This window comes from Microvirga sp. RSM25, from assembly GCF_044784385.1.
Taxonomy (GTDB): Bacteria; Pseudomonadota; Alphaproteobacteria; order Rhizobiales; family Beijerinckiaceae; genus Microvirga; species Microvirga tunisiensis.
Map to the genome: position 1 here is coordinate 5,152,221 of NZ_CP173039.1, position 22,127 is coordinate 5,174,347.

The following is a 22,127-nucleotide window of genomic DNA, read 5'->3' on the forward strand; positions in this document are numbered from 1 at the left end:
TGCAACGTGCGGGATGCACCTCAGGCAGCATAGGGAAATATACAGATCTTTGCGTCGAACGTCTTTGGCTTGCGCTTCTCCGCAAGCAGTTCCAGGGCTGCGCGGGCATAAAGGCGAAACTCGTCCTTGATGATGTTGGATTCACGGTCCCAATCTTGCGCATCATCCTCGGCAGTATAGAGAGCGCGGGCAACGAATTCGATTTCGGCTTCCATCACAAGCCCCTCCTCGCGGCTTTGAATGCAATCAATGATGTGTGCCGAAATCCCCCTGGCGCAGGTTTGCGCCGCCCCGATCATAAATCCGCATCTTCCTTCGGCCGCGGCCATTTGTTCGAAAGAGAATGTCATTCGCAAGTTTGAAGATGGGGTAGCCCTAAAGCGTTACGGCATCGGATCCAGAAGCAGCGTCCGCACTTGAGATCCATCCGGTTCTCCTGCCGTTGGCGGGTGCACCGCCAGGGGCGGGCAAACGGAGCATTCGGAACGCATGCCATTTCTGCATGTTGGATTGAGGAGACCCTCGAAAAGAGAGTCGGGTTCGCAGCGAACCTTGAGGGACGACGTAAATGGCCGGGCGAGAGACGTTCGTGACCTCCCGCCCTGCTCGGAGGTTCTCCCATGGCGAAAAAGCCGGACGATACAAAACCGCAAAAGGGAGCAGCATCAGAAAATGCTGCCGTTGATTATGTGCGGACGAAACAGGAGCTAGACGCCGCTGAGGCAAAGCGACAGGCGGATGGTGAGTTCAATGCTGCGCGCCAAGCGCGAACGGATGCCTCAGCGCCCGCGAAGAGCCATCCAAAACTGCACAAGAGCGAGGAGGAGGGACCGATACAGGATACGCCCGGTGAGCCTATCGTCGAGGATGAGCCGTAGTTCTTGTGGTTCGGCAGGCAATTTTGCCGAGGAGCCTTCACGGTCTCCGAGTGAACTGCGCCCCGAGAGGCTGGGTTCAAGGCGTCTGAAAGCCGGAATGGTGCCCCTGGCCGGGATCGAACCAGCACTCCTTGCGGAACTCGATTTTGAGTTCTGTGCGTCTTGTTGTCTCACGTTTCCCGACGTTTCCTGTGATGACACTAAGCCATTGATGGGCTTTACTCTTTCTTAGCACGACGTTTCCTCATGTTGTCCTTCGTTTGCCTTTCGGTGCCGACATGGTGCCGACACGGAGGCGGGAAACGGCCCCCTGGAGGGTGGCATGCCGAGGATTACGAAGCGCCTTGTCGATGGGCTCAAGCCGGAGGATGCCGGACGGGTCGTCCGCGACGACGAGCTGACCGGCTTCGCTGTCCGGCTGAATGCGGACGGCTCGAAAACCTACCTCGTGGAATACCGGGCCGGGCGGGGGAGGGGCTTTCCGACCCGCCGGATCTCGATAGGCCGCCATGGCTCCCTGACCCCCGATCAGGCCCGAGGAGAGGCGAAGAAAATCCTGGCCCGTGTCGCCCATGGTGAAGATCCAGCGGCTGCCCGGACGGCTCGCAAGAAGGAGCCCACGGTCAAAGACATTCTGCTCACGGCGCTGGAGCAGCATTGGAAGCCCAAGCGCAGGGCCAGCACGGCCAAGGCATTCGAGGAGATGATCAATCGGACGCTCATCCCCGCGTTCGGAGCAACGCGCCTGTCCGACCTCACGAGGGCGCAGATCCGGGGCTGGCATTCCAAGCAGACGCATCGGCCACGGCAGGCCAATCTCGACCTCGCCATCCTGCGCAAGGCGCTTCAGCTCGCGGTCGCGGACGAGCTGATTGCCGACAATCCGGCGCGGGGGATTACGCCGCATCCCGAGAAGTCCCGTGACCGGGTTCCCACTGACGACGAGCTGAGAGCCGTGTGGAGAGCCATCGACGAAGCGCCGATCCGGCCCCATGCCCGCCTCCTGTTCAAGCTCCTTCCGCTGACCGGGTGTCGGCGGGGCGAGTGGCTGACGGCCAAATGGTCCGATATCGATCTGGACGCCGCCGTGCTCCGCCTGCGCGCCGAGAATGCCAAGGCGGGTGCTCGCACGGTGCCGCTGCCGGGGCCAGTCGTGGCGCTTCTGCGCTCAGCCTCCAGGCCGGGCGGGTGGGTCGTCGCCAACGACGAGGGCACCGGCCCGCTGACTGCGTCCAACATCCGCGACGCCTGGGCCGCCGTGTGCAGGGCCGCGAAGGTCGGGGATCTACATCTTCATGATCTGCGTCACGCCTTTGCGACGCGAGGAGCGTCACTCGGGGCGAACGCGCTCGTCCTGCGCGATGCGCTCGGGCACAAGACGCTCGCCATGACCGGACGCTACGTGTCGCGGCAAACCGATCCCGTGCGTGAGCTGGCGGAGCGCATCGCAGGTTCAATTCTCTTCTCCGCCGGGGCCCAGGCTTCGCCTTCCGAGGCGGGAGAACAACAGGTTGTTCCTCTTCGGAAAGGTGCCGGAGGGGATTAGCGAAGGCGCGGGGACAGGTGGCCACCTGTTGCGTCCCATCACCGTCGGGATGCTTGCCCCGCGCCGCCCTTGAGGCGGTGTGGCGGTGATGGTGATGAGTTACAAAGCGACCCTGGACGATTTCGAGCGCAGGCTTGCCAAGTTACGCGAGAGTTGCGCGCCGAACCCATTTATCCCCGAAGGATACTGCCCGCTGGCGACGGCGGTTGATCGAGCGGCGGCGGCATACTTCCCCGACGAGTACGCAAGAACGAATGTCACCTCCGTTGAGCAGGAGCGGCTCGCACACCACGGCCGGTCTGTCGCGGACCTGAAGCGCCTGGACACGTGGGAGCGCGACCTTGAGGCAAAGCGTCGAAAAGCCGACAAAGCGCGCGCTGCATCTGCGGGCAACGTCAATTCTGCCACCCGGAGGGCATCAGTCCACTGGGCTGAAACTTCGCTTCCGGCACGTCCGCTAAGCGAGGACCAGGAGAGGGCTGCGCGCCGGGATATCGTCCCGGATGATGAGGTCATTTCGATCCGGCAGCGCATGGAGAGACGCGCGTCGCTGATCGACGCTGCATGGAAGCGGCTTCGGCTGGACCTGCACGATGGGAAACTTGCAGGCTACGTCCTCGGCAACCATGGCGGACATCCCAGGGAGATGGAGGCTGCCGGGTGGAGTGCGCGCCGGGTGGAGAATGCGCACAAGCAGGACGCGCTCATGAACGTTCTTGTCAAAGATGAGGAGCTTGCGGCACTTCTAAGCGGGGATCAGTCGCTGTCGCGCACGGACGCCGGGTCAGTCGCGGAAGCGCCGCCTGTGGCTGATCCCATGATGACAACTTCGACGGCTATACCAGCTGTATCGAAATCTCGGAGGAGTGACCAAGGACCCTATGCCAACAGCTCCGAGGAGACCGGTGATGGTGCGCGACCACGGCGGAACCGCGTCAAAAGCGACAATGTGATTAGAGCAGTCAAGAATATGTGGGGCGAAGACGGACCTCCCGCATCTTTGCTGGTTGGGCAGCGCAATAAAGAAATTAACGGCTGGTTGAAGGCCAACAAGTGCGCGGCAGTAAGCGACAAGCAGATAACCCGCGTCCTCAAGAGCCTTCCGCAGACCTGACATCGGACATTACAGGACATTACGGACATGTCCCGTGTTGTCTGTATCAGCTGACCGAAGCTTGGTTCATTTGCATAACCGTCCCCGGAGTTTCCGGGCATTTCCTCACCAAGGAAGACGGCTATGGACCATCACGAATACGTCGATACGCGCAAGCTGGCCGAGATTACCGGCATCAGCGCCAGCACCTGGAATAAGCGCCGCCTGACCGGCGATACGCCTCCCTTCACCAAGATTGGCAAATCGGTCCGCTACCACATCCCGACTGTAAGGGCGTGGATGAACGAGCGCGTGCGCCGCTCGACCTCCGAAAGCACCGCGACCGCCGCCTGATCCCCGTCAACAGAAAGCCCCGCCAGAGGCGTGAACTCGGGCAGGGCCATGAAGAGATGCTTGCAATGTCAATTCTTATCACGACTACCGCGCAGCGCAATGCCGCGCATAACGGCAAATCCCATTCCGCCAACCCGCCCGTCATCGCAATGACGTTCCTCTTCGAGGGACAGCAACTCCAGGTTATCGGGCGTGAAGCCTGGATGCTCCACCTTCTCATGACGCGCGGCGACAAAGGCGTCACGACGCTCGAAGTGCCCGGTGCGAGGCTGTCGCATTACGTGATGAAGCTGCGGCGCAAGAGCCTCGACATTGAGACGGCAGACGAGCGTCACTCAGGCCCGTTTGCTGGCAGTCACGGGCGATACGTCTTGCGCTCGTCCATCACGGTCCTGAAGCTGCTTCGGGCCGGGGAGGTGTGCGATGCCGCATGAGCTTCCCGTCACCCTGGCCGAGTGGCAGCGCAACTCTCGCGAGACGCTGCGCGTGCGGCTCGACCGCTTCAACGGCCAGACCATCATCGACTGCCGCTCGTGGTGGTCTGACGCGGCTGGCGAACTGCGGCCCGGCAAGAGTGGCCTGACGCTTGCGGTGCGGCATCTGCCTGACCTCGCCGATGCGCTCGCCAAGGCACTGGCCCACGCCCGCAGCACGGGTCTCCTGGTGGACCGGGAGGGAACCTCATGAACTCGGACCAGATATCGCACGGCACGCCCGATGTCTTCCGCGAGGCCATTCACGAGATGGCCGGGATGGTCTCCCTCCAGGTCAAGCTGGCGATGACCTATGCCGAACTCGGCGACGACACCGGCCTCGAATACGCGATCCGCCATTGGGTGGCGTATACGCGCAGTGCCCTCGCCACGATGGCTGACCTCAAGGCCATGAAAGCGCACAAGGGAGGCCACGAACATGGCCCTCGATAACGATCCCTTCGCGGTGGAAATGGCCGCTCTTGGCCCGGTGGCAGACGAACCTGCCCAGTCCCGCCAACGTCGCAAGACTCCAAAGCCCCGAACCGACATCATCACGGAGGACTCGGCGGCTTGCGCGTTCGCGGACATCTACCGCGACCGGCTGCGCTACTGCCACGATACCGGCGCGTGGTACGAATGGACCGGCTCGGTCTGGCGTCTGAACCGCACCGACTTGGCGTTCCAATGGGCGCGAGAACTGGCCCGTCGGCTGAGCTTGAGCGAGCCCGACAGGGTTCGCTACGTCACCAGCAAGACGAGCTTCGCGAGCGGCGTAGAGAAGTTCGCTCGATCCGATCCCACCTTCGCCGTCACCATGGAAGCGTGGGATGGAGACCCCTACCTGCTTGGCAGCCCTGGCGGAACGGTGGACCTGCGCACCGGCAGAATCAGGCCAAGCGAAGCCAGAGAGGGCCTCACGCGCTCGACGGCCGTTACTCCGGCAGAGCGTGCCGATTGCCCTCTGTGGCTTCGGTTCCTTGATGAAGCCACAGGCGGAGACGCTGACCTGATCTGGTTTCTCCAGCAATGGAGCGGCTATGCCCTGACGGGCGCAACACGAGCACAGGCTCTCGTGTTCATCTATGGCCCTGGCGGGAACGGCAAGTCCGTCTTTCTCAATGTCCTGACCGAAATCCTGGACGCCTATGCGGCGACTGCCGCCATGGACACCTTCACAACGTCGAAGAGCGACAAACACCCGACAGACCTTGCAATGCTTCGTGGAGCGCGGCTCGTGACCGCCTCCGAGACTGAAGAAGGCCGGGCTTGGGCGGAGGCCAGGATCAAACAGATGACGGGCGGAGACAGGATCACGGCTCGCTTCATGCGGCAGGATTTTTTCACCTTCACCCCGCAGTTCAAGCTGACCATCGTGGGCAACCACAGGCCGGTCCTCCAAAACGTCGACGATGCAGCGCGCCGACGCTTCAACATCGTACCATTCACCCGTAAGCCCGAGCAGCCCGATCTTCAGCTGGAGGAGAAGCTGAGAGCCGAATACCCGGCCATCCTGCGTTGGATGATTGAGGGCTGCCTAGACTGGCAGAGGGAGGGACTGACGCGCCCGGCGAGCGTGGTTGCGGCGACCGATGACTATTTCGGCGAGCAGGACCTCTTCGGGCAATGGCTGCAAGACGCATGCGAGGTCGAGCCCGACAACCCTTACAAGTCCGAGAGCAGCACCATCCTGTTCCAGTCCTGGCGAGGCTATGCCGCGCGGGCAGGCGAAGAGGCGGGCAGCCAGAGGGCGTTCGCCGACAACCTGAAGCGCCGAGGGTTTGAGCATTACAGATCCTACGCCGGACGAGGTTTCAAAGGCATTCGGCTGAAGCCTGTCCAGGGGACCGACCATGACGCATGACGCTTGATGCAGCATTTTTCCGTTAATCGCCCTACGGGCGCACACACGTATAGGCGCTATGCCGAAACAAGCGTCATAAAGCGTCATGCGTCATGGTTTGTATTCCTTTGCCAAGATCCGTCTACGCTGCTGAGCATGCGCCATGAGGGTTCGGCCATCGTCGTGATGCGAGCCACCATCGGCAGCTTGGCAGGACTCACTCCGGGAGGACGGCGGACATTGTGCCCGGCTCGCGGCCAATCGACCACACTCCCGCAGCCGAAGACTCAGGAAATGGCCGGGATCGTGCCCAGGACGGCCAAAGTGCCCTCCGCCGCTACATGGGTAGCCAGAAGCTTGGAAATCGCGCCTGGAGGGCTTCCTGCGGCTTGCGTTTAAACGCTAACATGAGCAGTCCGGCTGGCGCACCTTGGCCGACGGTCAGGATATCGGACTCCTAGCCGACCGGCACGCTGTGATCTGGCGGTTGAGGGTGGCAAGGGCCGTGCGGGCACGGTGTCTGAAGTGCTCCCGGAGCCTTCCAGGAGCGTTGTGCCAATCGGCACGGTACTCTGCCTCGTAAAAGGTTTGCGCTACATGTTCGACTTGCTCTTGGGTCATGCAAGTCTCCCTAATTTCGCAACCAAAAATATCTAAACTAGGAGTTTTTGCTACGATCTCGGACGGGGTAGTCCTTTGGAGAGCGAGTGCAGGCGCTGCTGAGGGTATGGCATGAGGGGATGAAGAGAGGGTTGAGCGTGGTATCTGCCCCGCTGGCCTTCGGACTGGCGGGGCTTTCTGTTCAGCTTGGCCTATTGGCGGCTTTCGGTGGTCTGCAACCTCTGAGGCTGATTGGTATGGTCTGCGTGCTCATCGCTCAACTCAGTCTCATCTGAGGCTCGCATGTAAACTAAGACCGCAGCGATAACTGCAAGCAGGCTGCCACCGAACGGCATGCTGAGAAACGCGATGGCCGCTCCATAGGGCCAGAGCAGAACACAGCTGAAACCAGCCCCGATCAAGGCCGCCGCCAAATAGGTGATCACCATGCCGCACCCCTTTTGGGTTAACTCCGCAGGAGTATAACCACACTCGAGCCAATAGGATCGGTGCAACGCTCAATTTTGCGGAATAATTTCATGCCAAGGGTATGGCGTGAAGGGGTGAGGAGAGGGATGGTCTCACTTCTCAGCTGTCAGATGAACCGTGCCCCGTAGTGGTTTCCCCTATTCCAGATGAGACGGACCCAGGCAGCCGCACCCTCGCTTGGGATTTTAAGTTCAAACTCAAGAGGCACATCGGCCGGAGGGGGGATCACGAGACGTACTTCGGCATCAGACAGATCCCAGACAATACACCTCGTCGGTTCACCAGTCGTCTCGCTTGCAAACCATCCTTCGAGGCTCATGGGGAGCCCCTCACTTGATCGACGCTCTAGCGGTCCAAGGTTCATGCACAGGCACCTCCTGAGGGGAGCCGTTTGTAAGGAGACAATCTGGCGCGAGAATGTCTTCGATTCCTGATGGGGCTCGCCGAGGGTAGGGCATGAAGGGGTGAAGAGGGGGTTCTCAGTCCACGCGCCTCATTGATAGGATCGAGACAAGAAAGGCCTCCTCACCCGCCGTTGCCAGTTAGTTGAGGAGGCCCTGCGTGGACGGAAGCCAAGGGATTGGAGCTAAGCTTCCACAGGGACAATGGCCATGCGGGGGAGCAGTTTCAGCCTGGCCAAAAAGAACCTAGCTACGGATGTTCGTGACACCTACGGACTGAAGGCTAAAGCGACATCCTTGGGAAGGGATGCAATGGGTGATCTCGGCGGAGCGTTATCACCTTCTGCGCTACCGGGTCTTCTTCGATGCCTTCACACCATGTCTCAATGCTGAGCATTGGCACGCCCTTACCATCTGGGCCCTTACTTTTTCCATCATCGAAAGTGTGGAGCGCCGTAATTGGAACTTTATAGTTGTCCCGGAGTGTGATGGCAGAAGCGAGGTGAATGGCATCGGGGGTCAAGAGTTTCCGCTTGCCGTTCCCCTTCGTGTATCGAAGATCTCGCAGTTGGCTTGCCAGCCCCATAACAACTGGATCGGGCGTAATCTGGATTACCGCAGACGAATAATCTCGCAAAAATTCGGTGAATGTTCCGTAAGTTGAATTTTTCAGATTTCCGGCAGTAATCTCAGCGATGGAGATCGTTGAGCAGTAAATCTTGCATTCGCCTTGCTTTGCTTCCTCAAGGTGTTGAGTGATGTGGTCTATGGTCGATCCATACGCCGCTCGCTCATCGTTCAAGAATGCGATAAAGACACACGTGTCCCAGTAGTAGTGCGGAAAATTGGCGCTCAATTGGTGCCCCAGTCTTCATCTTCGTCTTTGGTTGGGACAGCAAACGCGCCGCGCCACCGACCTAGATCAGGTTGATCTTTTAGCAACTGGATGTCGCGGACTTCGATCTTGGCAGGCAACCCGCTCTCGCCATCATAGAAGGCAAGACCGTAAACCATTGCTCGCTGGTCCAGAGCACTTCGAAGTCTTTCAACTTCGATGTGGTCGACACTGCAGTCAATCTGCAAATTCCCTGCGCTTAGGATCAGGAACGCTCGCTTCGCATCACCCCTAAGATCGACCGTCTTAAGAAAGCCGTCAAAGGCGCCATATGCCTGACCTTTGAAGAACGTCTCTTGGCTCTTCTCGAGGCGCTCGACCTCGGCAAGAATTTTCTCCGCCCGCTTCTGTAGGAACGCATCAATACGAATTACTTCACCGCCGGAGAACTTGACTTCACCAAACTCGAAGCGGTCGCCTACCCCTCGGTTTAGTTTGGCAATCGGGCGTATAAAATCAGCCGGGAGGCGGCGCGCAGCTGGACTGTCCTCGTGAATCGCCCTTAGACCCTTCTTGTAATAAAAAAGGCTAGAGTCTGGGACTTCACCGGCGGAGGCGACCTGCTCTCGAACGCTTGCCGTCGCAGTGTTCTTGACAAGGCCGCTGATCAGAAATTTGTGCCGCCGTTTGCCATTCGCTGCCGTATCGGCGGCAGCCAAAGCTTTCATGAAAGCGGTGAATTTTTCGGCAAAAACCTCCCCGTCCACGTCTCGATTGAATGCATCGAGTCCATGGATAGTCAGAGTTATTTCGCCATCCTGGGGCATAGTGGCTCTTCCCCCTCGGCCGCGCCAGCTTAGGAGCGGTGTTTATATTCCATATACCAGAAGCAGCCGGTCGCAAGATAGTTGCCTGCCTCATTTCGTCTAAATTGGTAAACTTCAACGTTTGCTTTGGGCTAGATAGATTGCAGGCTGACGCCTGCACGCACGTGAGGACTAGATCGGTAGAGCCTGGGTATCAGAGCTTCAGTTTGCCGAAGTCCCTCTACTCCCCTCCCTGCCCGTGAGAGCGGAGGGCGGGTCTTATTGATCCGGCTTGAGTGCAGTTGAAACACCAGCGATCATGGATAGGACCGAATAGCCCAGCCAGGCTCCGGCACGGTTCAAGATCACCCAAGCCGTCTCTATAAATCTGCCGCGGTGCACCAGAGCGTAGGTCAAGCGCCTAGGCCGACTCTCTACGAATAGCCGTGATCCTTGCCAGCCAGCGGGAACCCGCGCCTGGGAGGCTCCCTACGAGTTGCGTTTGCCCGGAACCCAGCAGGTCGGATTGGACGGGGTGAAAGACTAATCAACGGTCCGCAACTGCAAGCTTTGCGCCGAGCGCGACGAAAGCGGCCGCGAATGTCCTGCGCATCCAGGCAAGGATACGCGGACGGAAGATGACGTGGTCCCGGACGGATGCGGCGAAGACGCCATAGATGACAAAGACCGCAAAGGTCATGGCCATGAAGACGAGAGATAGTTCGAGCATCTGTGAGAGTGGGTTCGCCTCGCCGACTGGGATGAACTGCGGCAGAAAGGCGAAAAAGAAGATCGAGAGCTTCGGGTTTAAAACGTTGACAAGGATGGCGGAGACAATGACCTGACCATCCGAACGCGGATTATGGTCGGCTTCGATTTTCAAAGCGCCATGCTCTTTCAACGTCATCCAGGCCATGTAGAGAAGGTAAGCGACGCCCAGGTACTTGATCACCTGGAAGGCGACTGCGCTCGTGTGCAGAAGTGCCGCGAGACCAGTGATGGCGGCAAGCATGTGCGGGACGATGCCAAGCGTAGAGCCGAAGGCTGCCACAACAGCAGCACGCGCGCCCCGCGATAGACCAGCGGCCAGGGTCACGAGGACGCCAGTACCGGGCGATGCGACCACGATCAGTGAGGTGATCAGGAACTCAAGGCTCATGTGCGGCACCTCGCCTGGCGTCGATGTTCAAGCCGGTAGCTTGCCAGAGGCGAACGCCCTAAGGAAGGGCTGCTGTTTGAGCGCCTGAAGGTCCGATAACCGTATATGGAAGTGCCTTGGATCGGCTGTTACAGGGCATTCGGCAGAGCCGAGGCGGTTGAGGGTAGGGCAGAGCGAAACGAGAACCGGTAAAATGATCTACTGGATGAGAACCGCCGAAGTATATCCGGCCAGCGGATGGCACAGGAAAGCCTTCATGGGCTTCGACCCGGAGGTTCGTTTCCCGCGCTTCCACATGGTCGAGGGCGACGAGACTATCGGCAACGTCCATCTGATCGAGGGCGGACCGCAGTCCGGACAGTGGCAATGGTCGATGACCGTGGCGCTCCCCGGTCCGCGCTATGGCCGCCCCACCAATGGGGTCGAGGAGAGCCGGGGCGCAGCAGGTCGGCGCGTCGTCGGGGTCTATCGGCACTACCTGTCGACCCGGCCGGAGCAGTATCCCCGCTCTCGGGCAAGTCGGAAAAGCCGAGGCGGATGAGGGAAGGGCAGAGTTAGATTGGAGTTAGAGTTTGAACCGCGAAAGAGCCATCATGGAAGACTGGTATCCGGTCAGGTTGGCACCACGCGACGGAACCCCTGTGATCCTCTGGATGGAGGATGTAGAGGCACCGCCCGCTTATCCGGTGACGGTCGGAGTATGGGAAACCGACGACATCACCAAGAGGAGTCATTGGCGCGTCTTCGGCGCTCGATACGGTACCCACACCTACTTCGACCAACACATCGTCGGCTGGCGGCCGCTGCCTCGCGTCTATCGTGCCTGACGCATCATTCTGAACGATACATTTGGCACAGCCAAGGCGGGTGAGGCAAGGGTAGAGCCAGAGTCTGAATGTATTGGAGGCGAATGAATGACAACAGGCCGATGGCTCGACGTGAGCGCCGCACCACGCGATGGATCTCCCATCCTCCTTTGGATCCAGGACGATGAGGCTCCGCCAGATTTCCCGGTGACGGTCGGCGTCTGGGAAACGGATACCATCTTCGAAGTAGGCTTCTGGCGCGTCTTCTCGGCCCGTGCCCCATCGACCTACTTCGATCAGCATGTTCGTGGCTGGATGCCGCTTCCTCGGGTTCCTAATGCCTGACGAGCTGCGCTCCCCGATCAAGTACCACCTCGTGCTGCACAAGCGTGATCCTGAGCGGCGCGTGGCGCGCTTTTACAGCCTCATGATGGAGCGGGACCTGTTCGGCACCAATGGGCAGGAGAAGGTCGAGGAGTTCGCCAGCAAGATCGAGGCTGGAAAGGCGCTTAGGGCCTTTGCGCGGGCAAAGCGGAAGAGGGGTATCGAGACCTGTGAGTAGCGGCTGTCGCAGGGCATTTGGCGGAGTCGAGGCGGGTGCGGGAAGGGCAGAGCCAGATTCGTGAGGGGTGGCAATTCGGGAAAACCCGGAAAATCTTTCTTACAAACCCTCAGATCTGCATCGGCGAATACCGCGTTTTAGAATAAGGACAGGTAAAAATAGAGTGGGCTTAGCATTATTCCTAATCAATCAACGAAGATGGGTAATCCATTTTAGGAAGATATGTTTTTCAACTTGCCACAATCTCATCTCTATTGAGTCTAACTACTTGATGATCTGCATATTCTAGGGGAGGATTGTCATGATTGTGCTGGAAAGGCCCGCCACGAGCCGGTTCTTTTTCAACTTCGTCTCAGACACAGAGGTGATCCGTGATGAGACAGGAGTTATTCTGTCGATTGAGGGAGACGTGGTTGGCCATATCGCTCGCGCACTTGAGGACCTCTACCGGGATGGTTCCTTGGCCCCGGCCGAGTGGGACGGCTGGCGGATAGAGGTCGCCGATTGCACAGGACAATATGTCCTGAGCATCAGCCTTGGCAGTTCCAGCCAGGAGAGCGACAACCGCTGCCCTGTTCCAAGGGATTTTAAGTCCCTTATGTCTACCGGAATGGCCACGTCCGCCCAGTCAGGATACTGAGCCTCACCGCAGCAGGGGGCGTTCCAATGCAACGATTGCCCACGACCGTCTTGGCGATGCCCCCGGTGCGGCGGGCCTTGTGGCCCGCTTGGCCATGGCCAGGGTCAGGGCAGCGGATCTCGACCCCGGCCCGCTCCTGTGCAAGGCCGGCCTGTCGTTGTCCCAGCTCCAGGACCGGGATGCCCGCATGGATGCGGCGAGCCAGATCGCTTTCCTGAACCTGGTGGCGGACGCACTTCCCGAGGAGTTACTGGGATTCCATCTCGCCGAGGCGTTCGATCTGCGGGAGGCTGGCCTGCTCTACTTCGTACTCGCCTCGTCGGCGACGCTCGGCGAGGCGCTGGCCCGCGCCGAACGGTACAGCACCATCACCAACGAGGGGGTCCGGCTGCAATGCCGAGAAGACAGTGACTTGCGCCTCGGCTACAGCAATGTCGGCGTAGCCCGGCACACCGATCGCCATCAGGTCGAGTTCTGGGCCAGGACGCTCGTCCGAATCTGTCAAACCCTGACCGACACGAACATCAAGCCTATCCAGGTCACCTTCGCTCATCCCCGCTGTGGCGCCTCCGACCAGCTGGATGCATTTTTCGGGTGCGAGGTTGCCTTTGCGTCCGAGCATGATGACGTTGCCTTTGCCCGCGGCGCATCGCAGCTTCCGCTCGTCAATGCCGATCCGTACCTGAATGAGCTTCTGGTCCGCTCCTGCGAAGAGGTCCTGTCCCGTCAGGCCCGCTCAGCCAGTTCGATCCGCGTCAGTGTGGAGAACGCCCTCGCTCCGCTCCTGCCTCACGGCAGGATCCATGTGGGCGAAGTGGCACGGGCGCTCGGCATGAGCAAGCGTACGCTGGCGCGGCGGCTGGCAGCGGAGGACCTGACCTTCCTGGCGGTCCTTGAGGACATGCGCAAGGAGTTGGCGCGCCATTATCTGGCCGACGCTAGCCTTTCGATATCGCGCATTGCTTGGCTGCTCGGCTATCAGGAGGTCAGCGGCTTCACCCATGCCTTCCGGCGCTGGACAGGACAGGCGCCCACGCAAAGACGGGCCGAAATCCTAAGTCGCAGAGACAAGGACTCATATGCCTCGATGTCGTAATGGGGCTGCCGCTCGCGAGGGAGCGAGGCGGCTGTAACCCAGATAAGATGGCCATGGGTGCCGAAAATGAGGCGAGATCCTACGCTACGCCGAGGATGCGCTTGCCGTAATCCGTGAGTTCGTCCCTCGGGCCGACATCGCAATAAGGGTGACGCGCTCGATCCCAAGTTGCTGGCAGAGATCAGCAGCTTGGGCGAGACGAATGGCGCAGTCGGTCTGGCTCAACCAAACAAGTCATTGGCTCAGAACAGCGAGGTGGGTGGATGCTTTTCCGCTAATACCCATCGTTGGCGCGTAGGGGCAATGCGGGCTGAGGGTCGCGAACATGGTCATAAGATCGGGCGCGGCCCTTTTTATTGCCTCGCGCGTGAAAACCGGCCGCGCGATTTCGCATAACCGTCAGTATGTAACTGGCTTCCGGGTCACGCGAGTGCCAAGTTGGCTTGGCCGAATGAGACGCAAAACCCTCTCATCGAGAAGATGTGATAGAGCAGCTTATTGCCCGGCTTATTCCGTGGGGCAGGTTGACCTCTTGGGACAGCAACCCTGAGGGTCCGATGCCTAAACAGAATGGCCAAAGATCCAGATGGGTGGAAACAGAGGCGGCCAAGCACACCACTCCCGAAAGCATTCGGCGACGCATTGCTCTTGAGGAAAAGCAGATCAATGCCTTAGGGAACGTCGGTTCCGGTCGACACGTGGAGGAGGCTCGGAAAAACCATTTCGAGTTGATCCAGGTTCTGACGGAACGCCTCGCGCGTGCAGGAAACCAGTCTTCGTAATTCGCTTAACGCGCAGTATGGAATGTTGAGCTTTGATTAGGACGGGAGGTTGTTGTCGTTCCGCCATCGTCCCATAACTCCGGGCCACGATCTGGATGCGAACTCCCCGAACTCTGCCCGCGGACAAAGAAAAAGCGCCCCCTAAGGGGGCGCTTCCAAGGTCCCGACCCGTAGGGGCAAAAATTGGGTCGGTGAAATGCATCAACCCGCTCATGTCACTTTGGTTCCGACGAAAGCAAACTTTCTTACGGCGTGGGAACTGTGCTTGGACGCATTACAATGCGCAGCGGCGGCCCGTGATTTCGCATAACCCCCAGTATGGAACAGCCCGGTCTGCGAGGCTACTTTTGCTGAAAAGCTAAGTCGGCAAAAAGAAAGCGCCCGCTTATCAGGGGCGCTCTGAGGTCCGACCCGTAGGGGCAAAATAACAAGTCGGTATCGACATGTATTTTCCAAATATGTGTCTTCAATAAGACCTATCTAGGGGTTAGGTTTGTTATCGTTCCACGCGCGATCATTGTCTTAAACCACATGGTTATTAAGAATATTTAGGTATCACTTAGGGCTTGCTTACCCCTCGGGCAAAGTCGAGCCAGTGGGTCGCGCACATGGCCAGAAGCCTTAGCGCGCAAAGCACAGACGTGATTCACAGATGTGCCGTTAGGGAACGTAAGTAGAAGAACATGGTAGGTAAGTAGACAATCGCGTATTCGCAGGAATGGCGGCAAATTGAGGCTTACCGGAGGCAAAAATAGGCCAACTGAACATCATCTATGAAGATGAACGTCATGTTTTATTGATACATGTTAATCCAGGGAACAGTATTGTGCCTTATTTACTCTGGATATAGGCATACGTACTTATTGTAGCGATTAGAAAAGGTGCCTATACAGAAGTATCCGTAGGGGCAATACGGACCGAAGGGCCGCGACCACAGTCAAAGGCTGGGCGTGGCCCTTTTCTCATCGACGCTATGACGACGAACATGACCTGATCAGGGATCGCATCCATGACCATCAGTCAGGCGCAACTGCGCACACTCGGTCTTCTGGACACAAAGCCCGCCTGCCGCGTCTACCGATCTGACAGAGCTGGTGATTATACGTGGGTGCATGACGATGCCGAGGTCCGGCTCACGGCCACACTGCACAAGCTGTTCAGCGGCGGATATGCCATGCTCAGCCCTGAGAACCGGAATGTGGCGGTCCTGACCGCGAAGGGCCGTGCGACGCTCATTGCGCGGTGCGGCTAGCCCCCTTTCGCATAACAGCCAGTATGGAATGCATTGGTGTGTGCGCGAAAAACCTACATACGGGCGTGGAAAACCGACCGCGCTATTTCGCATAATTGTCAGTATTGAACGCGATTTGAAGTGTTCGGAAAGCCTTCGCGGCAGCTTATGGAACGCCGCGCCAATTATTCAGTAAAAACGGCTCCGCAGCAGGCCTCAGCCGGTGCCCGAATACTCGCGAATGCTTGGCGTAGGAGAGACCGAGACGAGCACGTTGTCTCGGTCTCTCCCCGCATGGAAGAGGAGCAGGTGGGGGCGATGCTCCAGATCCAAGCCAAGAGATCATAGCCGCCTCGGTGCCGTCCTACCGCAGGAACATCGCCCTATGCAGTCGAGCGTCGGTGCAGAGCGGTTACGCAGAGGACTGCAAATCCTTGCACCTCCACCGACAAGGGAGCGGTGTCGCGGAAGGGACCTTATGGGCCGCGTGAAGGTCGAAGGCCGGAAGAACTACGCCGAAATCAACCCGGCGATGGTGGCGATGGCCAAGAAGCTGCGGCGGTACAAGGTCCAAGGTCGCAAGCGCATCTTACGAGAGATCGCGGACGAGATGGCCGTGGCTGGTTTAGTGACGGGCACCGGAAAGCCCTATGCAGCGGCAGCTGTCGCCAAGATGATCGAGGCGTGAGGCTCAGAGATCAGGATTACCCGTAGCGGTGCGTGGAGCGCCATCCAGATGAGGTGGTGATGGAGCCTTGATGGCTCACTCAATTGGCGTGGGCGTATCCAATTTCGGCCTTAGATCCGCGTCAGGTGGTTTCGGAAATGTGGGCGAGTTCTTAGGCAGAGGATTAGATTTCAAATCCCTTTGAGGTAAAGACGAATAGAATTGGTGCATTTCAATAGAGTCCATCGAGTCCCAGTCTTTAGTTATGTGGTTGGGATTAATCTAAAGCGGCGGATACGAATATATGGGCATCTGTTCCTCATGTATCTTTGATCGCAATGATTTAGGAAAGACTACCGATCAAAGTCTTGTAATGATCATATAATCAGAAAATACGTCTATGCTCTAAAAGAGATTAGTAGAGTGGAGAAGTGCTGGCTTCTGCTGTAGGTAAGGATGACGTTCAGGCCTTCAGGAAGACCCGCTGGGGAGACTGCTTTGCGCACGGTTACGGTTCGCGATATCGAGGCTATGGCTCCGCACCTCGATGCTTGGGATCATCTTGCCTGGGAGGCCCCTCAGGGGCTCCCAACTTTACTGCCGGATTGGGTCGATGCCTTCCTGCAGCACAAACTAAGTCCTGGCGAGCATTGGCTATGTTGCTTCTCCTACATCGGGGACAGACTTGTAGGCGTACTCCCTGTCATTATCACACCGCATCGGATCCTTGGCTCATCTTGGCCTACCCTGCGCACACCGTCCGACGCGCATACTCCCTCCGGTGACGTGCTGCTCGCAGGTGATCAGGCAGAACCTGCCTTCAAGGCTCTGCTGGCGGAGTTGCGTCGCCAAGTGCCGCACCATCTAAGTCTTGAGATGAAAGCGGTGAGGCAGAACTCCCCTGTTTGGGAGAGTATCAAAGAGGGGGGCAGTGGCTATACGATCCGCCTCGGTTTACGCTCCCAATATTCGTTTCTCAACGTGAAGGAGGACGCCGATACCTACTGGTCCAGCCTAGGCAATATACGCCGGAATGTCAGGCGATACCGGAAGAAGCTTGATAGTCGCGGACAGGTTACGGTCGAGATGCGAAAGGGATCAACTGGCGCTGAAGACTTCCTTCCCGAGTATCTGGCTCTCGAGGCCTCCGGCTGGAAGGGGCGCCGTGGGACCGCCATGATTGGCGAGGCCAAGGTCATTGCCTTCTACACCACCTGTCATAGGGCGGTGAATATTGCCTGATTGTGGGCTTCGAAAATTCCCTAGCTGATGCCCCTGCCTTCACGTCCTGAGGCATGCTCCGGCCGTGCAGGTGCTCCCGCCGTCGTCGATGATCCCCTCCGAGACAATTCGGACGGGAGTGGCGCCGGTGATCCAGCTTGGAGAATTGCCTATGATCCTCGACCTCCATCGTCAGGGATTATCCATCTCAGCCATCGCTCGCCGCACCGGCCGCGATCCCAAGACCATCCGCAAGTACATCGCCCGCGGCCTCGAACCGCCTGTCTATGGCCCACGGCGGGGCAGTCGCTCCGGCAAGCTGGCGCCGTACCGCGACTACCTGCGCGAGCGCGTCACCGCCTTTCCCGACCTGAGCGCGGTGCGGCTCACCCGTGAGATCCGAGAGCGCGGGTATGAGGGTGCCTACACGGCCGTGAAGCGCTTCCTCTGCGCCATCCGCCCGGCCGATCGGCCCAAGCCCTTCGAGATCCGCTTCGAGACGCCTGCCGGCCAGCAGGCCCAGGTCGACTTCGCTCGCTTCGTCACGGTCTTCACTGACCAGCCGGAGATCACCCGCATCGTCTGGCTGTTCTCCCTCGTGCTCGGTCACTCGCGCTACATCTTCGCCCGCTTCGTCCTGCACCAGGATCTGCAGACCCTGCTGCGCTGTCACATGCTGGCGTTCGAGAGCATCGGCGGCGTGCCGCTCGAGATCCTCTATGACCGCATGAAGACCGCGGTGACCGGTGAGGATGGCGAGGGCCAGATCATCTACAACCGGGCGCTGCTCACCATGGCGCAGCACTACGGCTTCCTGCCCAAAGCTTGTCGGCCGTACCGGGCCAAGACGAAGGGAAAGGTCGAGCGGCCCTTCAGCTACATCCGGCAGGACTTCTTCCTGGCCCGTTCCTTCCGTAATCTCGACGACCTTAACGCCCAACTATGCGACTGGCTCGCCACAGTGGCCAATGCCCGCCTACACGGCACGACCCAGCGCATCGTCGCGGAGGCCTTTGCCGCCGAGCAGCCGGAGTTGCAGTCCCTGCCGGCCTTCCCCTTCGATGCCCTGCTCAAGCTCGAGCGCCGGGTCAGTCATGATGGGCTCGTGTCGATCGGCGGCAACTACTACAGCGTTCCGGATCGCACCCGACGCATCGTCGAGGTACATCAGCTTCCCGACCGGATCCGCATTCTCGATGCGGGCCGAGTGGTGGCCGAGCATCCGGTGCTCGAAGGGCGGCGCCAATCGCGGGTCGATCCAGTCCATCGCCAGGGGTTCATCGCAAACGCATCGCGCAGCGCGTCCGAGGCGATTATGGTCGGACGCCCAGGCGACCGGGTCGCGCGTCGCTCGCTGGCCTTCTATCAGGCGGTCGCGGATCGCCTGGCCGCCACGGGAGGCCGGGCATGACAGGCCATGGACACCCTACGATTGAGAGTATCCGGAGAAGTCTGGTTGGCTTGCGGATGCCCCGCGCCCTGGAGATGCTCGACGCAACGCTGCGGCGCATCGAGCAGGGCGAGATCGACGGGATCGCAGCGCTCGATCACTTGCTTTTGGAAGAGCTCACGGTGCGCGAGAGCCGACGCATCAAGGCGGCCCTGATGATGGCGCGGCTGACCACGGTCAAGACCCTGGCGAGCTTTGACTTTGCCTTCCAGCCCTCGCTCGACCGCAACCGCATTCTGGCCTTGGCCGAGCTGAAGTTCATCGACCGGGCCGAGGCGGTGCATCTGCTCGGCCCGCCTGGCACGGGCAAGAGCCATCTGGCGACAGCCCTGGCAGTGGAGGCGGTGAAAGCCGGCAAGAGCGTCTACTTTGCGACCCTGGCCGAGATCATTGCCTCTTTGGCAAAGGCGGATCGGGAGGGGCAACTGCGCGAGCGCATCCGCTTTCTGTCGCGGGCTTCCCTGCTGGTGGTGGATGAGATCGGCTATCTGCCGGTCACGTCCGGCGGCGGCAATCTGTTCTTCCAGCTCGTCAATGCCCGCTATGAGAAAGGCGCCATGATCCTGACCTCCAATCGCGGTTTTGCCGAATGGGGCGAGGTTTTTGGCGATCCTGTTGTGGCCACGGCGCTTTTGGATCGCCTGCTCCACCATGCGGTTGTGATCCAGATCGAGGGCTCAAGCTACCGCTTGCGTCAGCATGCCGAGCTGGTTCCCGAGCACGTGCGATCGAAAGCCCTAATTACGCCACCGCCGGCACCAAAGCGCCGCGGCCGACCACCCGGAGGGACATCGATGGATCATTCAACCGGCTGATCACCGGAAACAGCCCCACCCATCAGGTAGGGAAAATTGAAGGCCCACAAATGCGGAAGCTTCAACGCCCGTTGACACCACCTTGATCCGGAACTTCGCTGCGCGCGGCCGGTGGGAATGGCACGTCATCCGGGTTGGAGAGCGCGTTGTTGCTCTGGGAATGGGAGTTCTGTGCGGCCGGACGTTGATGCTGCCAAAAATTACTTTCGATGAGGCTTTTGCTGATTGCATGCCTGGCAGCCTTCTGACGGCAGAGGTAATCAAACATGCGTTCTCCAGCCCAGAGCTCGATGAGATAAACCACCTGAGCGAGGCAGGCTGGCATGGCTTGTGGCGGATGTCTCAGGACAAGTACGTTGATGTCTATCTCATCCGCCGCTCTATCGTCTCGTTGCTGTTCCAGCTTCCACGGATCGCAATGCGGTCTGCGTACCAGGACTTTGTGCGACCTCGCATTCCTGCCGTCGTGAGGGAGGCTTATCGCAAGTTCAAGCGCAGGGGGGGGCGCAAACCTCGAAGAGCCGCAGACAGTCGATCTGCTCATTCTGACTCAGCACTGACCGATGCGGATCAGTAGCCTATAGCGCCGAGAGGATTGTGTAATGTGCACCTCACAGTTTCTACAAAGGCTAGCCTGAATGCCGCTGACCAGCCAAACCGCGCCCACGGATTGCTGAGGAATGCCAGATTAAAGAAGCAAGTATCAGCCAGCCAGACGGCGCCGACCGGACATGGACTACGACGAGGCGCTCCGGCTGCACCGTCAGGCAACCGGGGATGCCAGGGCACGCGCCGGTCACGCCGGGACCGTAGCTGAAATCGGTGCTGGCGTTCTGCCGATGAGCGCGGCTGCCAATGCTGGTCTGAGCGCAGCCCGGTTGGTTCCAGGGGGCCTGTCCAGGGGAAAGGCGCTCGGGGCGAAACTGATGGCGGGCGGTGTCGAAGGCGCGGGCTATGGAGCCCTGCACGGAGCCGGTCACGACGAGGATGTGGGCGATGCGGCCTCGCTCGGGGCGCTCGGCGGCATTAGCGGCACGGCGGCGGCGCAGGCGGTTGGTGGCGTCACCCAGCATCTCGCGCAGCTCCTCAAGCGCGGCAAGCCGAAGGTGCCCTCGGCGGACGACCTGCGCGCCCAGGCACAGGCAGCCGACGCGTCGTCCCCGATGGAGGCCGAGGCCCTGCGGAGCCGGGTGGCGAAGTCTGATGCGGTTGAGAGCCTGCTCCGCGAGGCCGAAGACGCCGCGAACCCGGAGCGCGCCATCCGCGCCCGCATTGGCCGCTTGCCGCAGGCGATGAAGAACCTCACGCCCGACGAACTGGCAGCGGTCAGGGACGTGGCCAAGGGTTCTCTCTCGCGCAAGGCGACACGGCTCACCGGCGACCTGCTCGCCCCGCAGGGGTCACTCGGCGGAGCCTCGGTCGCCGGGGCCTTGAGCGGACTGTTCAACGGCTATCCGTCAGCCATCGCGGCTCCACTTGTCGGTGCGGGCGCGAAGATGCTCTCCGACCGACTCACGAAGAGGAAGGCCAACAGGCTGGCCGAATTGATGCGGGCCGGTGGCACGAAGGAGGCGTTAGCGGGACCGGACAATGCGGCGCAACGCTTGGCCAAGACGCAACGCGAGGCGCTCGCCCGGATTCTCCTGTCCGGTGAACTGTCGCTTGCCCCTTACGCAGTAGGCCAGGATTAGGCCGACCACGGCCAGGGCAACCACATCGGCCGGATAGATCGTCGGGAAGCCTTTGTGATAGCCATGCAGCGCGATGGCCATGGCCAGCAGGCTGATCCAGTGAAACAGATCGGGCTTCGAATGCTCATGCCTCATGGCAAGTACCTTCCGCGAGGCGGGCCACTTCGAGCAGCGCGTCCGACAGCAGCCGCGCCTGAAACGGCGTCAGATCCGTATCCATGAGGGTGACGCCGAGCCCTGCGCCGAGATCAATGTTGATGATGCCATCGCAGGCCGTCACTTCGATGCCGGTCTCCACCAGGCAGAGCGCGGCGCACTTGGTCAGGTGGTCGTCCTTGCGGTTGAGGTCTTCGTCTCCGGTCATGTGGCACTCCTGGGGCGGCTCGGCATTGCTGCTGTCCTCCAGATCCGGGATGGCGATGGCGGCCCTGGATATCCATGCCGCCATGCTTGGCATAAGCGAGCCACGCGGCGCGCTCCCGTGGGCTCAGGCCCGGTCGGAAGCGCCGTCCCCTTCCGGCCTGATCTCTGCCCGCAACCGCTCCTGGGCGGCATCGAGCCTGCCCGCGCGCAGAAGGTCCAGGATGTCGTCAGCGAGGTCGCGCCGTCCCTTGCGGTAGGCGGCATCACGACGGCGTTTCATGTCTCCGGATTTATGCTTCATCACTTCCTCCTCTTTCCTCATGAGC

Annotated in this window: 28 protein-coding genes; 21 read left to right on the forward strand and 7 right to left on the reverse strand. The window is 59.9% G+C overall.

Going from position 1 to position 22,127, the window contains the following annotated elements; all coding sequences use genetic code 11:
* Positions 1-20 precede the first annotated feature (20 nt).
* A complete protein-coding gene (locus tag ACD578_RS24465) occupies positions 21-350 on the reverse strand; it encodes a hypothetical protein (protein WP_404289289.1) in 330 nt (109 codons plus the stop codon).
* Positions 351-620: 270 nt separating this feature from the next.
* Between ACD578_RS24465 and ACD578_RS24470 the strand changes: the two genes are divergently transcribed.
* The 8 genes from ACD578_RS24470 to ACD578_RS24505 all read left to right on the forward strand — a co-directional run bounded on the left by ACD578_RS24470 (position 621) and on the right by ACD578_RS24505 (position 6,208).
* Positions 621-878 carry a hypothetical protein gene (locus tag ACD578_RS24470; protein WP_404289291.1) on the forward strand — a complete coding sequence of 86 codons (258 nt, stop codon included), beginning with the start codon at positions 621-623 and terminating at the stop codon, positions 876-878.
* A gap of 322 nt (positions 879-1,200) precedes the next feature.
* Positions 1,201-2,424 carry a tyrosine-type recombinase/integrase gene (locus tag ACD578_RS24475; protein WP_404289293.1) on the forward strand — a complete coding sequence of 408 codons (1,224 nt, stop codon included), beginning with the start codon at positions 1,201-1,203 and terminating at the stop codon, positions 2,422-2,424.
* Positions 2,425-2,518: 94 nt separating this feature from the next.
* A complete protein-coding gene (locus ACD578_RS24480; protein ID WP_404289295.1) occupies positions 2,519-3,538 on the forward strand; it encodes a hypothetical protein in 1,020 nt (339 codons plus the stop codon).
* Positions 3,539-3,661: 123 nt separating this feature from the next.
* Positions 3,662-3,871, forward strand: a complete 210-nt coding sequence (locus tag ACD578_RS24485) for a helix-turn-helix transcriptional regulator (protein WP_404289297.1) — start codon at positions 3,662-3,664, stop codon at positions 3,869-3,871.
* A gap of 65 nt (positions 3,872-3,936) precedes the next feature.
* On the forward strand, positions 3,937-4,305 hold the full coding sequence (locus ACD578_RS24490) for a hypothetical protein (RefSeq protein WP_404289299.1): 369 nt from the start codon (positions 3,937-3,939) through the stop codon (positions 4,303-4,305).
* Positions 4,295-4,558, forward strand: a complete 264-nt coding sequence (locus ACD578_RS24495; protein WP_404289301.1) for a PC4/YdbC family ssDNA-binding protein — start codon at positions 4,295-4,297, stop codon at positions 4,556-4,558. The genes ACD578_RS24490 and ACD578_RS24495 overlap by 11 nt, the downstream gene beginning before the upstream one ends.
* Entirely contained in the window at positions 4,555-4,797 is a 243-nt protein-coding gene (locus tag ACD578_RS24500; RefSeq protein WP_404289303.1) for a hypothetical protein, read from the forward strand. The genes ACD578_RS24495 and ACD578_RS24500 overlap by 4 nt, the downstream gene beginning before the upstream one ends.
* On the forward strand, positions 4,784-6,208 hold the full coding sequence (locus ACD578_RS24505; RefSeq protein WP_404289305.1) for a phage/plasmid primase, P4 family: 1,425 nt from the start codon (positions 4,784-4,786) through the stop codon (positions 6,206-6,208). Before ACD578_RS24500 ends, ACD578_RS24505 begins: the two co-directional genes overlap by 14 nt.
* A gap of 791 nt (positions 6,209-6,999) precedes the next feature.
* Here ACD578_RS24505 and ACD578_RS24510 read toward each other — a convergent pair.
* The 4 genes from ACD578_RS24510 to ACD578_RS24525 all read right to left on the reverse strand — a co-directional run bounded on the left by ACD578_RS24510 (position 7,000) and on the right by ACD578_RS24525 (position 10,477).
* On the reverse strand, positions 7,000-7,236 hold the full coding sequence (locus tag ACD578_RS24510; protein WP_404289307.1) for a hypothetical protein: 237 nt from the start codon (positions 7,234-7,236) through the stop codon (positions 7,000-7,002).
* A 724-nt stretch (positions 7,237-7,960) separates the two neighbouring features.
* Positions 7,961-8,533 carry a type II toxin-antitoxin system VapC family toxin gene (locus tag ACD578_RS24515; protein WP_404289309.1) on the reverse strand — a complete coding sequence of 191 codons (573 nt, stop codon included), beginning with the start codon at positions 8,531-8,533 and terminating at the stop codon, positions 7,961-7,963.
* Positions 8,530-9,339 (reverse strand): hypothetical protein, encoded by an 810-nt coding sequence (locus tag ACD578_RS24520; RefSeq protein WP_404289311.1) that lies wholly within the window; start codon positions 9,337-9,339, stop codon positions 8,530-8,532. Before ACD578_RS24520 ends, ACD578_RS24515 begins: the two co-directional genes overlap by 4 nt.
* A gap of 526 nt (positions 9,340-9,865) precedes the next feature.
* Positions 9,866-10,477 carry a LysE family translocator gene (locus ACD578_RS24525; protein ID WP_404289313.1) on the reverse strand — a complete coding sequence of 204 codons (612 nt, stop codon included), beginning with the start codon at positions 10,475-10,477 and terminating at the stop codon, positions 9,866-9,868.
* Between the two features lie 256 nt (positions 10,478-10,733).
* On the opposite strand from ACD578_RS24525, the gene ACD578_RS24530 reads away from it, so the two are divergent.
* The 13 genes from ACD578_RS24530 (at position 10,734) to ACD578_RS24590 (ending at position 21,438) form a co-directional block, all read left to right on the forward strand.
* Entirely contained in the window at positions 10,734-11,018 is a 285-nt protein-coding gene (locus tag ACD578_RS24530) for a hypothetical protein (RefSeq protein ID WP_404289315.1), read from the forward strand.
* A gap of 31 nt (positions 11,019-11,049) precedes the next feature.
* The gene (locus ACD578_RS24535) at positions 11,050-11,304 is read left to right on the forward strand and encodes a hypothetical protein (protein ID WP_404289317.1); all 255 of its coding nucleotides are present in this window, start codon (positions 11,050-11,052) and stop codon (positions 11,302-11,304) included.
* Positions 11,305-11,391: 87 nt separating this feature from the next.
* Positions 11,392-11,628: a hypothetical protein gene (locus ACD578_RS24540; RefSeq protein ID WP_404289319.1), complete on the forward strand. Its 237-nt coding sequence runs from the start codon at positions 11,392-11,394 to the stop codon at positions 11,626-11,628.
* Entirely contained in the window at positions 11,621-11,845 is a 225-nt protein-coding gene (locus tag ACD578_RS24545; protein WP_404289321.1) for a WGR domain-containing protein, read from the forward strand. The genes ACD578_RS24540 and ACD578_RS24545 overlap by 8 nt, the downstream gene beginning before the upstream one ends.
* A 301-nt stretch (positions 11,846-12,146) precedes the next feature.
* Complete coding sequence (locus ACD578_RS24550; RefSeq protein ID WP_404289323.1) at positions 12,147-12,485, forward strand: DUF6894 family protein; 339 nt, start codon at positions 12,147-12,149, stop codon at positions 12,483-12,485.
* A 79-nt stretch (positions 12,486-12,564) separates the two neighbouring features.
* Positions 12,565-13,581, forward strand: coding sequence for an AraC family transcriptional regulator ligand-binding domain-containing protein (locus ACD578_RS24555; protein WP_404289325.1), 1,017 nt, complete (start codon positions 12,565-12,567; stop codon positions 13,579-13,581).
* Between the two features lie 1,791 nt (positions 13,582-15,372).
* A complete protein-coding gene (locus tag ACD578_RS24560; RefSeq protein WP_404289327.1) occupies positions 15,373-15,615 on the forward strand; it encodes a hypothetical protein in 243 nt (80 codons plus the stop codon).
* A 457-nt stretch (positions 15,616-16,072) separates the two neighbouring features.
* The gene (locus ACD578_RS24565; RefSeq protein WP_404289329.1) at positions 16,073-16,282 is read left to right on the forward strand and encodes a hypothetical protein; all 210 of its coding nucleotides are present in this window, start codon (positions 16,073-16,075) and stop codon (positions 16,280-16,282) included.
* 477 nt (positions 16,283-16,759) lie between these two features.
* Entirely contained in the window at positions 16,760-17,503 is a 744-nt protein-coding gene (locus ACD578_RS24570) for a GNAT family N-acetyltransferase (protein WP_404289331.1), read from the forward strand.
* 127 nt (positions 17,504-17,630) lie between these two features.
* A complete protein-coding gene (gene istA, locus ACD578_RS24575; RefSeq protein ID WP_404289333.1) occupies positions 17,631-18,893 on the forward strand; it encodes an IS21 family transposase in 1,263 nt (420 codons plus the stop codon).
* A complete protein-coding gene (istB, locus tag ACD578_RS24580) occupies positions 18,890-19,747 on the forward strand; it encodes an IS21-like element helper ATPase IstB (protein ID WP_404289335.1) in 858 nt (285 codons plus the stop codon). Before istA ends, istB begins: the two co-directional genes overlap by 4 nt.
* 82 nt (positions 19,748-19,829) lie before the next feature.
* Positions 19,830-20,324 (forward strand): GNAT family N-acetyltransferase, encoded by a 495-nt coding sequence (locus ACD578_RS24585; RefSeq protein ID WP_404289337.1) that lies wholly within the window; start codon positions 19,830-19,832, stop codon positions 20,322-20,324.
* Between the two features lie 154 nt (positions 20,325-20,478).
* A complete protein-coding gene (locus tag ACD578_RS24590) occupies positions 20,479-21,438 on the forward strand; it encodes a hypothetical protein (RefSeq protein WP_404289339.1) in 960 nt (319 codons plus the stop codon).
* 124 nt (positions 21,439-21,562) lie between these two features.
* Here the strand turns inward: ACD578_RS24590 and ACD578_RS24595 are convergent, their stop codons facing one another.
* Positions 21,563-21,802 carry a hypothetical protein gene (locus tag ACD578_RS24595; protein WP_404289341.1) on the reverse strand — a complete coding sequence of 80 codons (240 nt, stop codon included), beginning with the start codon at positions 21,800-21,802 and terminating at the stop codon, positions 21,563-21,565.
* A gap of 123 nt (positions 21,803-21,925) precedes the next feature.
* Positions 21,926-22,102: a hypothetical protein gene (locus ACD578_RS24600; protein ID WP_404289343.1), complete on the reverse strand. Its 177-nt coding sequence runs from the start codon at positions 22,100-22,102 to the stop codon at positions 21,926-21,928.
* Positions 22,103-22,127: the final 25 nt, after the last annotated feature.

Coding starts and splice junctions, on each gene's coding strand:
- ACD578_RS24465 (WP_404289289.1), bottom strand. CDS start 350: ATGACATTCTCTTTCGAACAAATGGCCGCGGCCGAAGGAAGATGCGGA.
- ACD578_RS24470 (WP_404289291.1), top strand. CDS start 621: ATGGCGAAAAAGCCGGACGATACAAAACCGCAAAAGGGAGCAGCATCA.
- ACD578_RS24475 (WP_404289293.1), top strand. CDS start 1,201: ATGCCGAGGATTACGAAGCGCCTTGTCGATGGGCTCAAGCCGGAGGAT.
- ACD578_RS24480 (WP_404289295.1), top strand. CDS start 2,519: ATGAGTTACAAAGCGACCCTGGACGATTTCGAGCGCAGGCTTGCCAAG.
- ACD578_RS24485 (WP_404289297.1), top strand. CDS start 3,662: ATGGACCATCACGAATACGTCGATACGCGCAAGCTGGCCGAGATTACC.
- ACD578_RS24490 (WP_404289299.1), top strand. CDS start 3,937: ATGTCAATTCTTATCACGACTACCGCGCAGCGCAATGCCGCGCATAAC.
- ACD578_RS24495 (WP_404289301.1), top strand. CDS start 4,295: ATGCCGCATGAGCTTCCCGTCACCCTGGCCGAGTGGCAGCGCAACTCT.
- ACD578_RS24500 (WP_404289303.1), top strand. CDS start 4,555: ATGAACTCGGACCAGATATCGCACGGCACGCCCGATGTCTTCCGCGAG.
- ACD578_RS24505 (WP_404289305.1), top strand. CDS start 4,784: ATGGCCCTCGATAACGATCCCTTCGCGGTGGAAATGGCCGCTCTTGGC.
- ACD578_RS24510 (WP_404289307.1), bottom strand. CDS start 7,236: ATGGTGATCACCTATTTGGCGGCGGCCTTGATCGGGGCTGGTTTCAGC.
- ACD578_RS24520 (WP_404289311.1), bottom strand. CDS start 9,339: ATGCCCCAGGATGGCGAAATAACTCTGACTATCCATGGACTCGATGCA.
- ACD578_RS24525 (WP_404289313.1), bottom strand. CDS start 10,477: ATGAGCCTTGAGTTCCTGATCACCTCACTGATCGTGGTCGCATCGCCC.
- ACD578_RS24530 (WP_404289315.1), top strand. CDS start 10,734: ATGGGCTTCGACCCGGAGGTTCGTTTCCCGCGCTTCCACATGGTCGAG.
- ACD578_RS24540 (WP_404289319.1), top strand. CDS start 11,392: ATGACAACAGGCCGATGGCTCGACGTGAGCGCCGCACCACGCGATGGA.
- ACD578_RS24545 (WP_404289321.1), top strand. CDS start 11,621: ATGCCTGACGAGCTGCGCTCCCCGATCAAGTACCACCTCGTGCTGCAC.
- ACD578_RS24550 (WP_404289323.1), top strand. CDS start 12,147: ATGATTGTGCTGGAAAGGCCCGCCACGAGCCGGTTCTTTTTCAACTTC.
- ACD578_RS24560 (WP_404289327.1), top strand. CDS start 15,373: ATGACCATCAGTCAGGCGCAACTGCGCACACTCGGTCTTCTGGACACA.
- ACD578_RS24565 (WP_404289329.1), top strand. CDS start 16,073: ATGGGCCGCGTGAAGGTCGAAGGCCGGAAGAACTACGCCGAAATCAAC.
- istB (WP_404289335.1), top strand. CDS start 18,890: ATGACAGGCCATGGACACCCTACGATTGAGAGTATCCGGAGAAGTCTG.
- ACD578_RS24590 (WP_404289339.1), top strand. CDS start 20,479: ATGGACTACGACGAGGCGCTCCGGCTGCACCGTCAGGCAACCGGGGAT.
- ACD578_RS24595 (WP_404289341.1), bottom strand. CDS start 21,802: ATGACCGGAGACGAAGACCTCAACCGCAAGGACGACCACCTGACCAAG.
- ACD578_RS24600 (WP_404289343.1), bottom strand. CDS start 22,102: ATGAAGCATAAATCCGGAGACATGAAACGCCGTCGTGATGCCGCCTAC.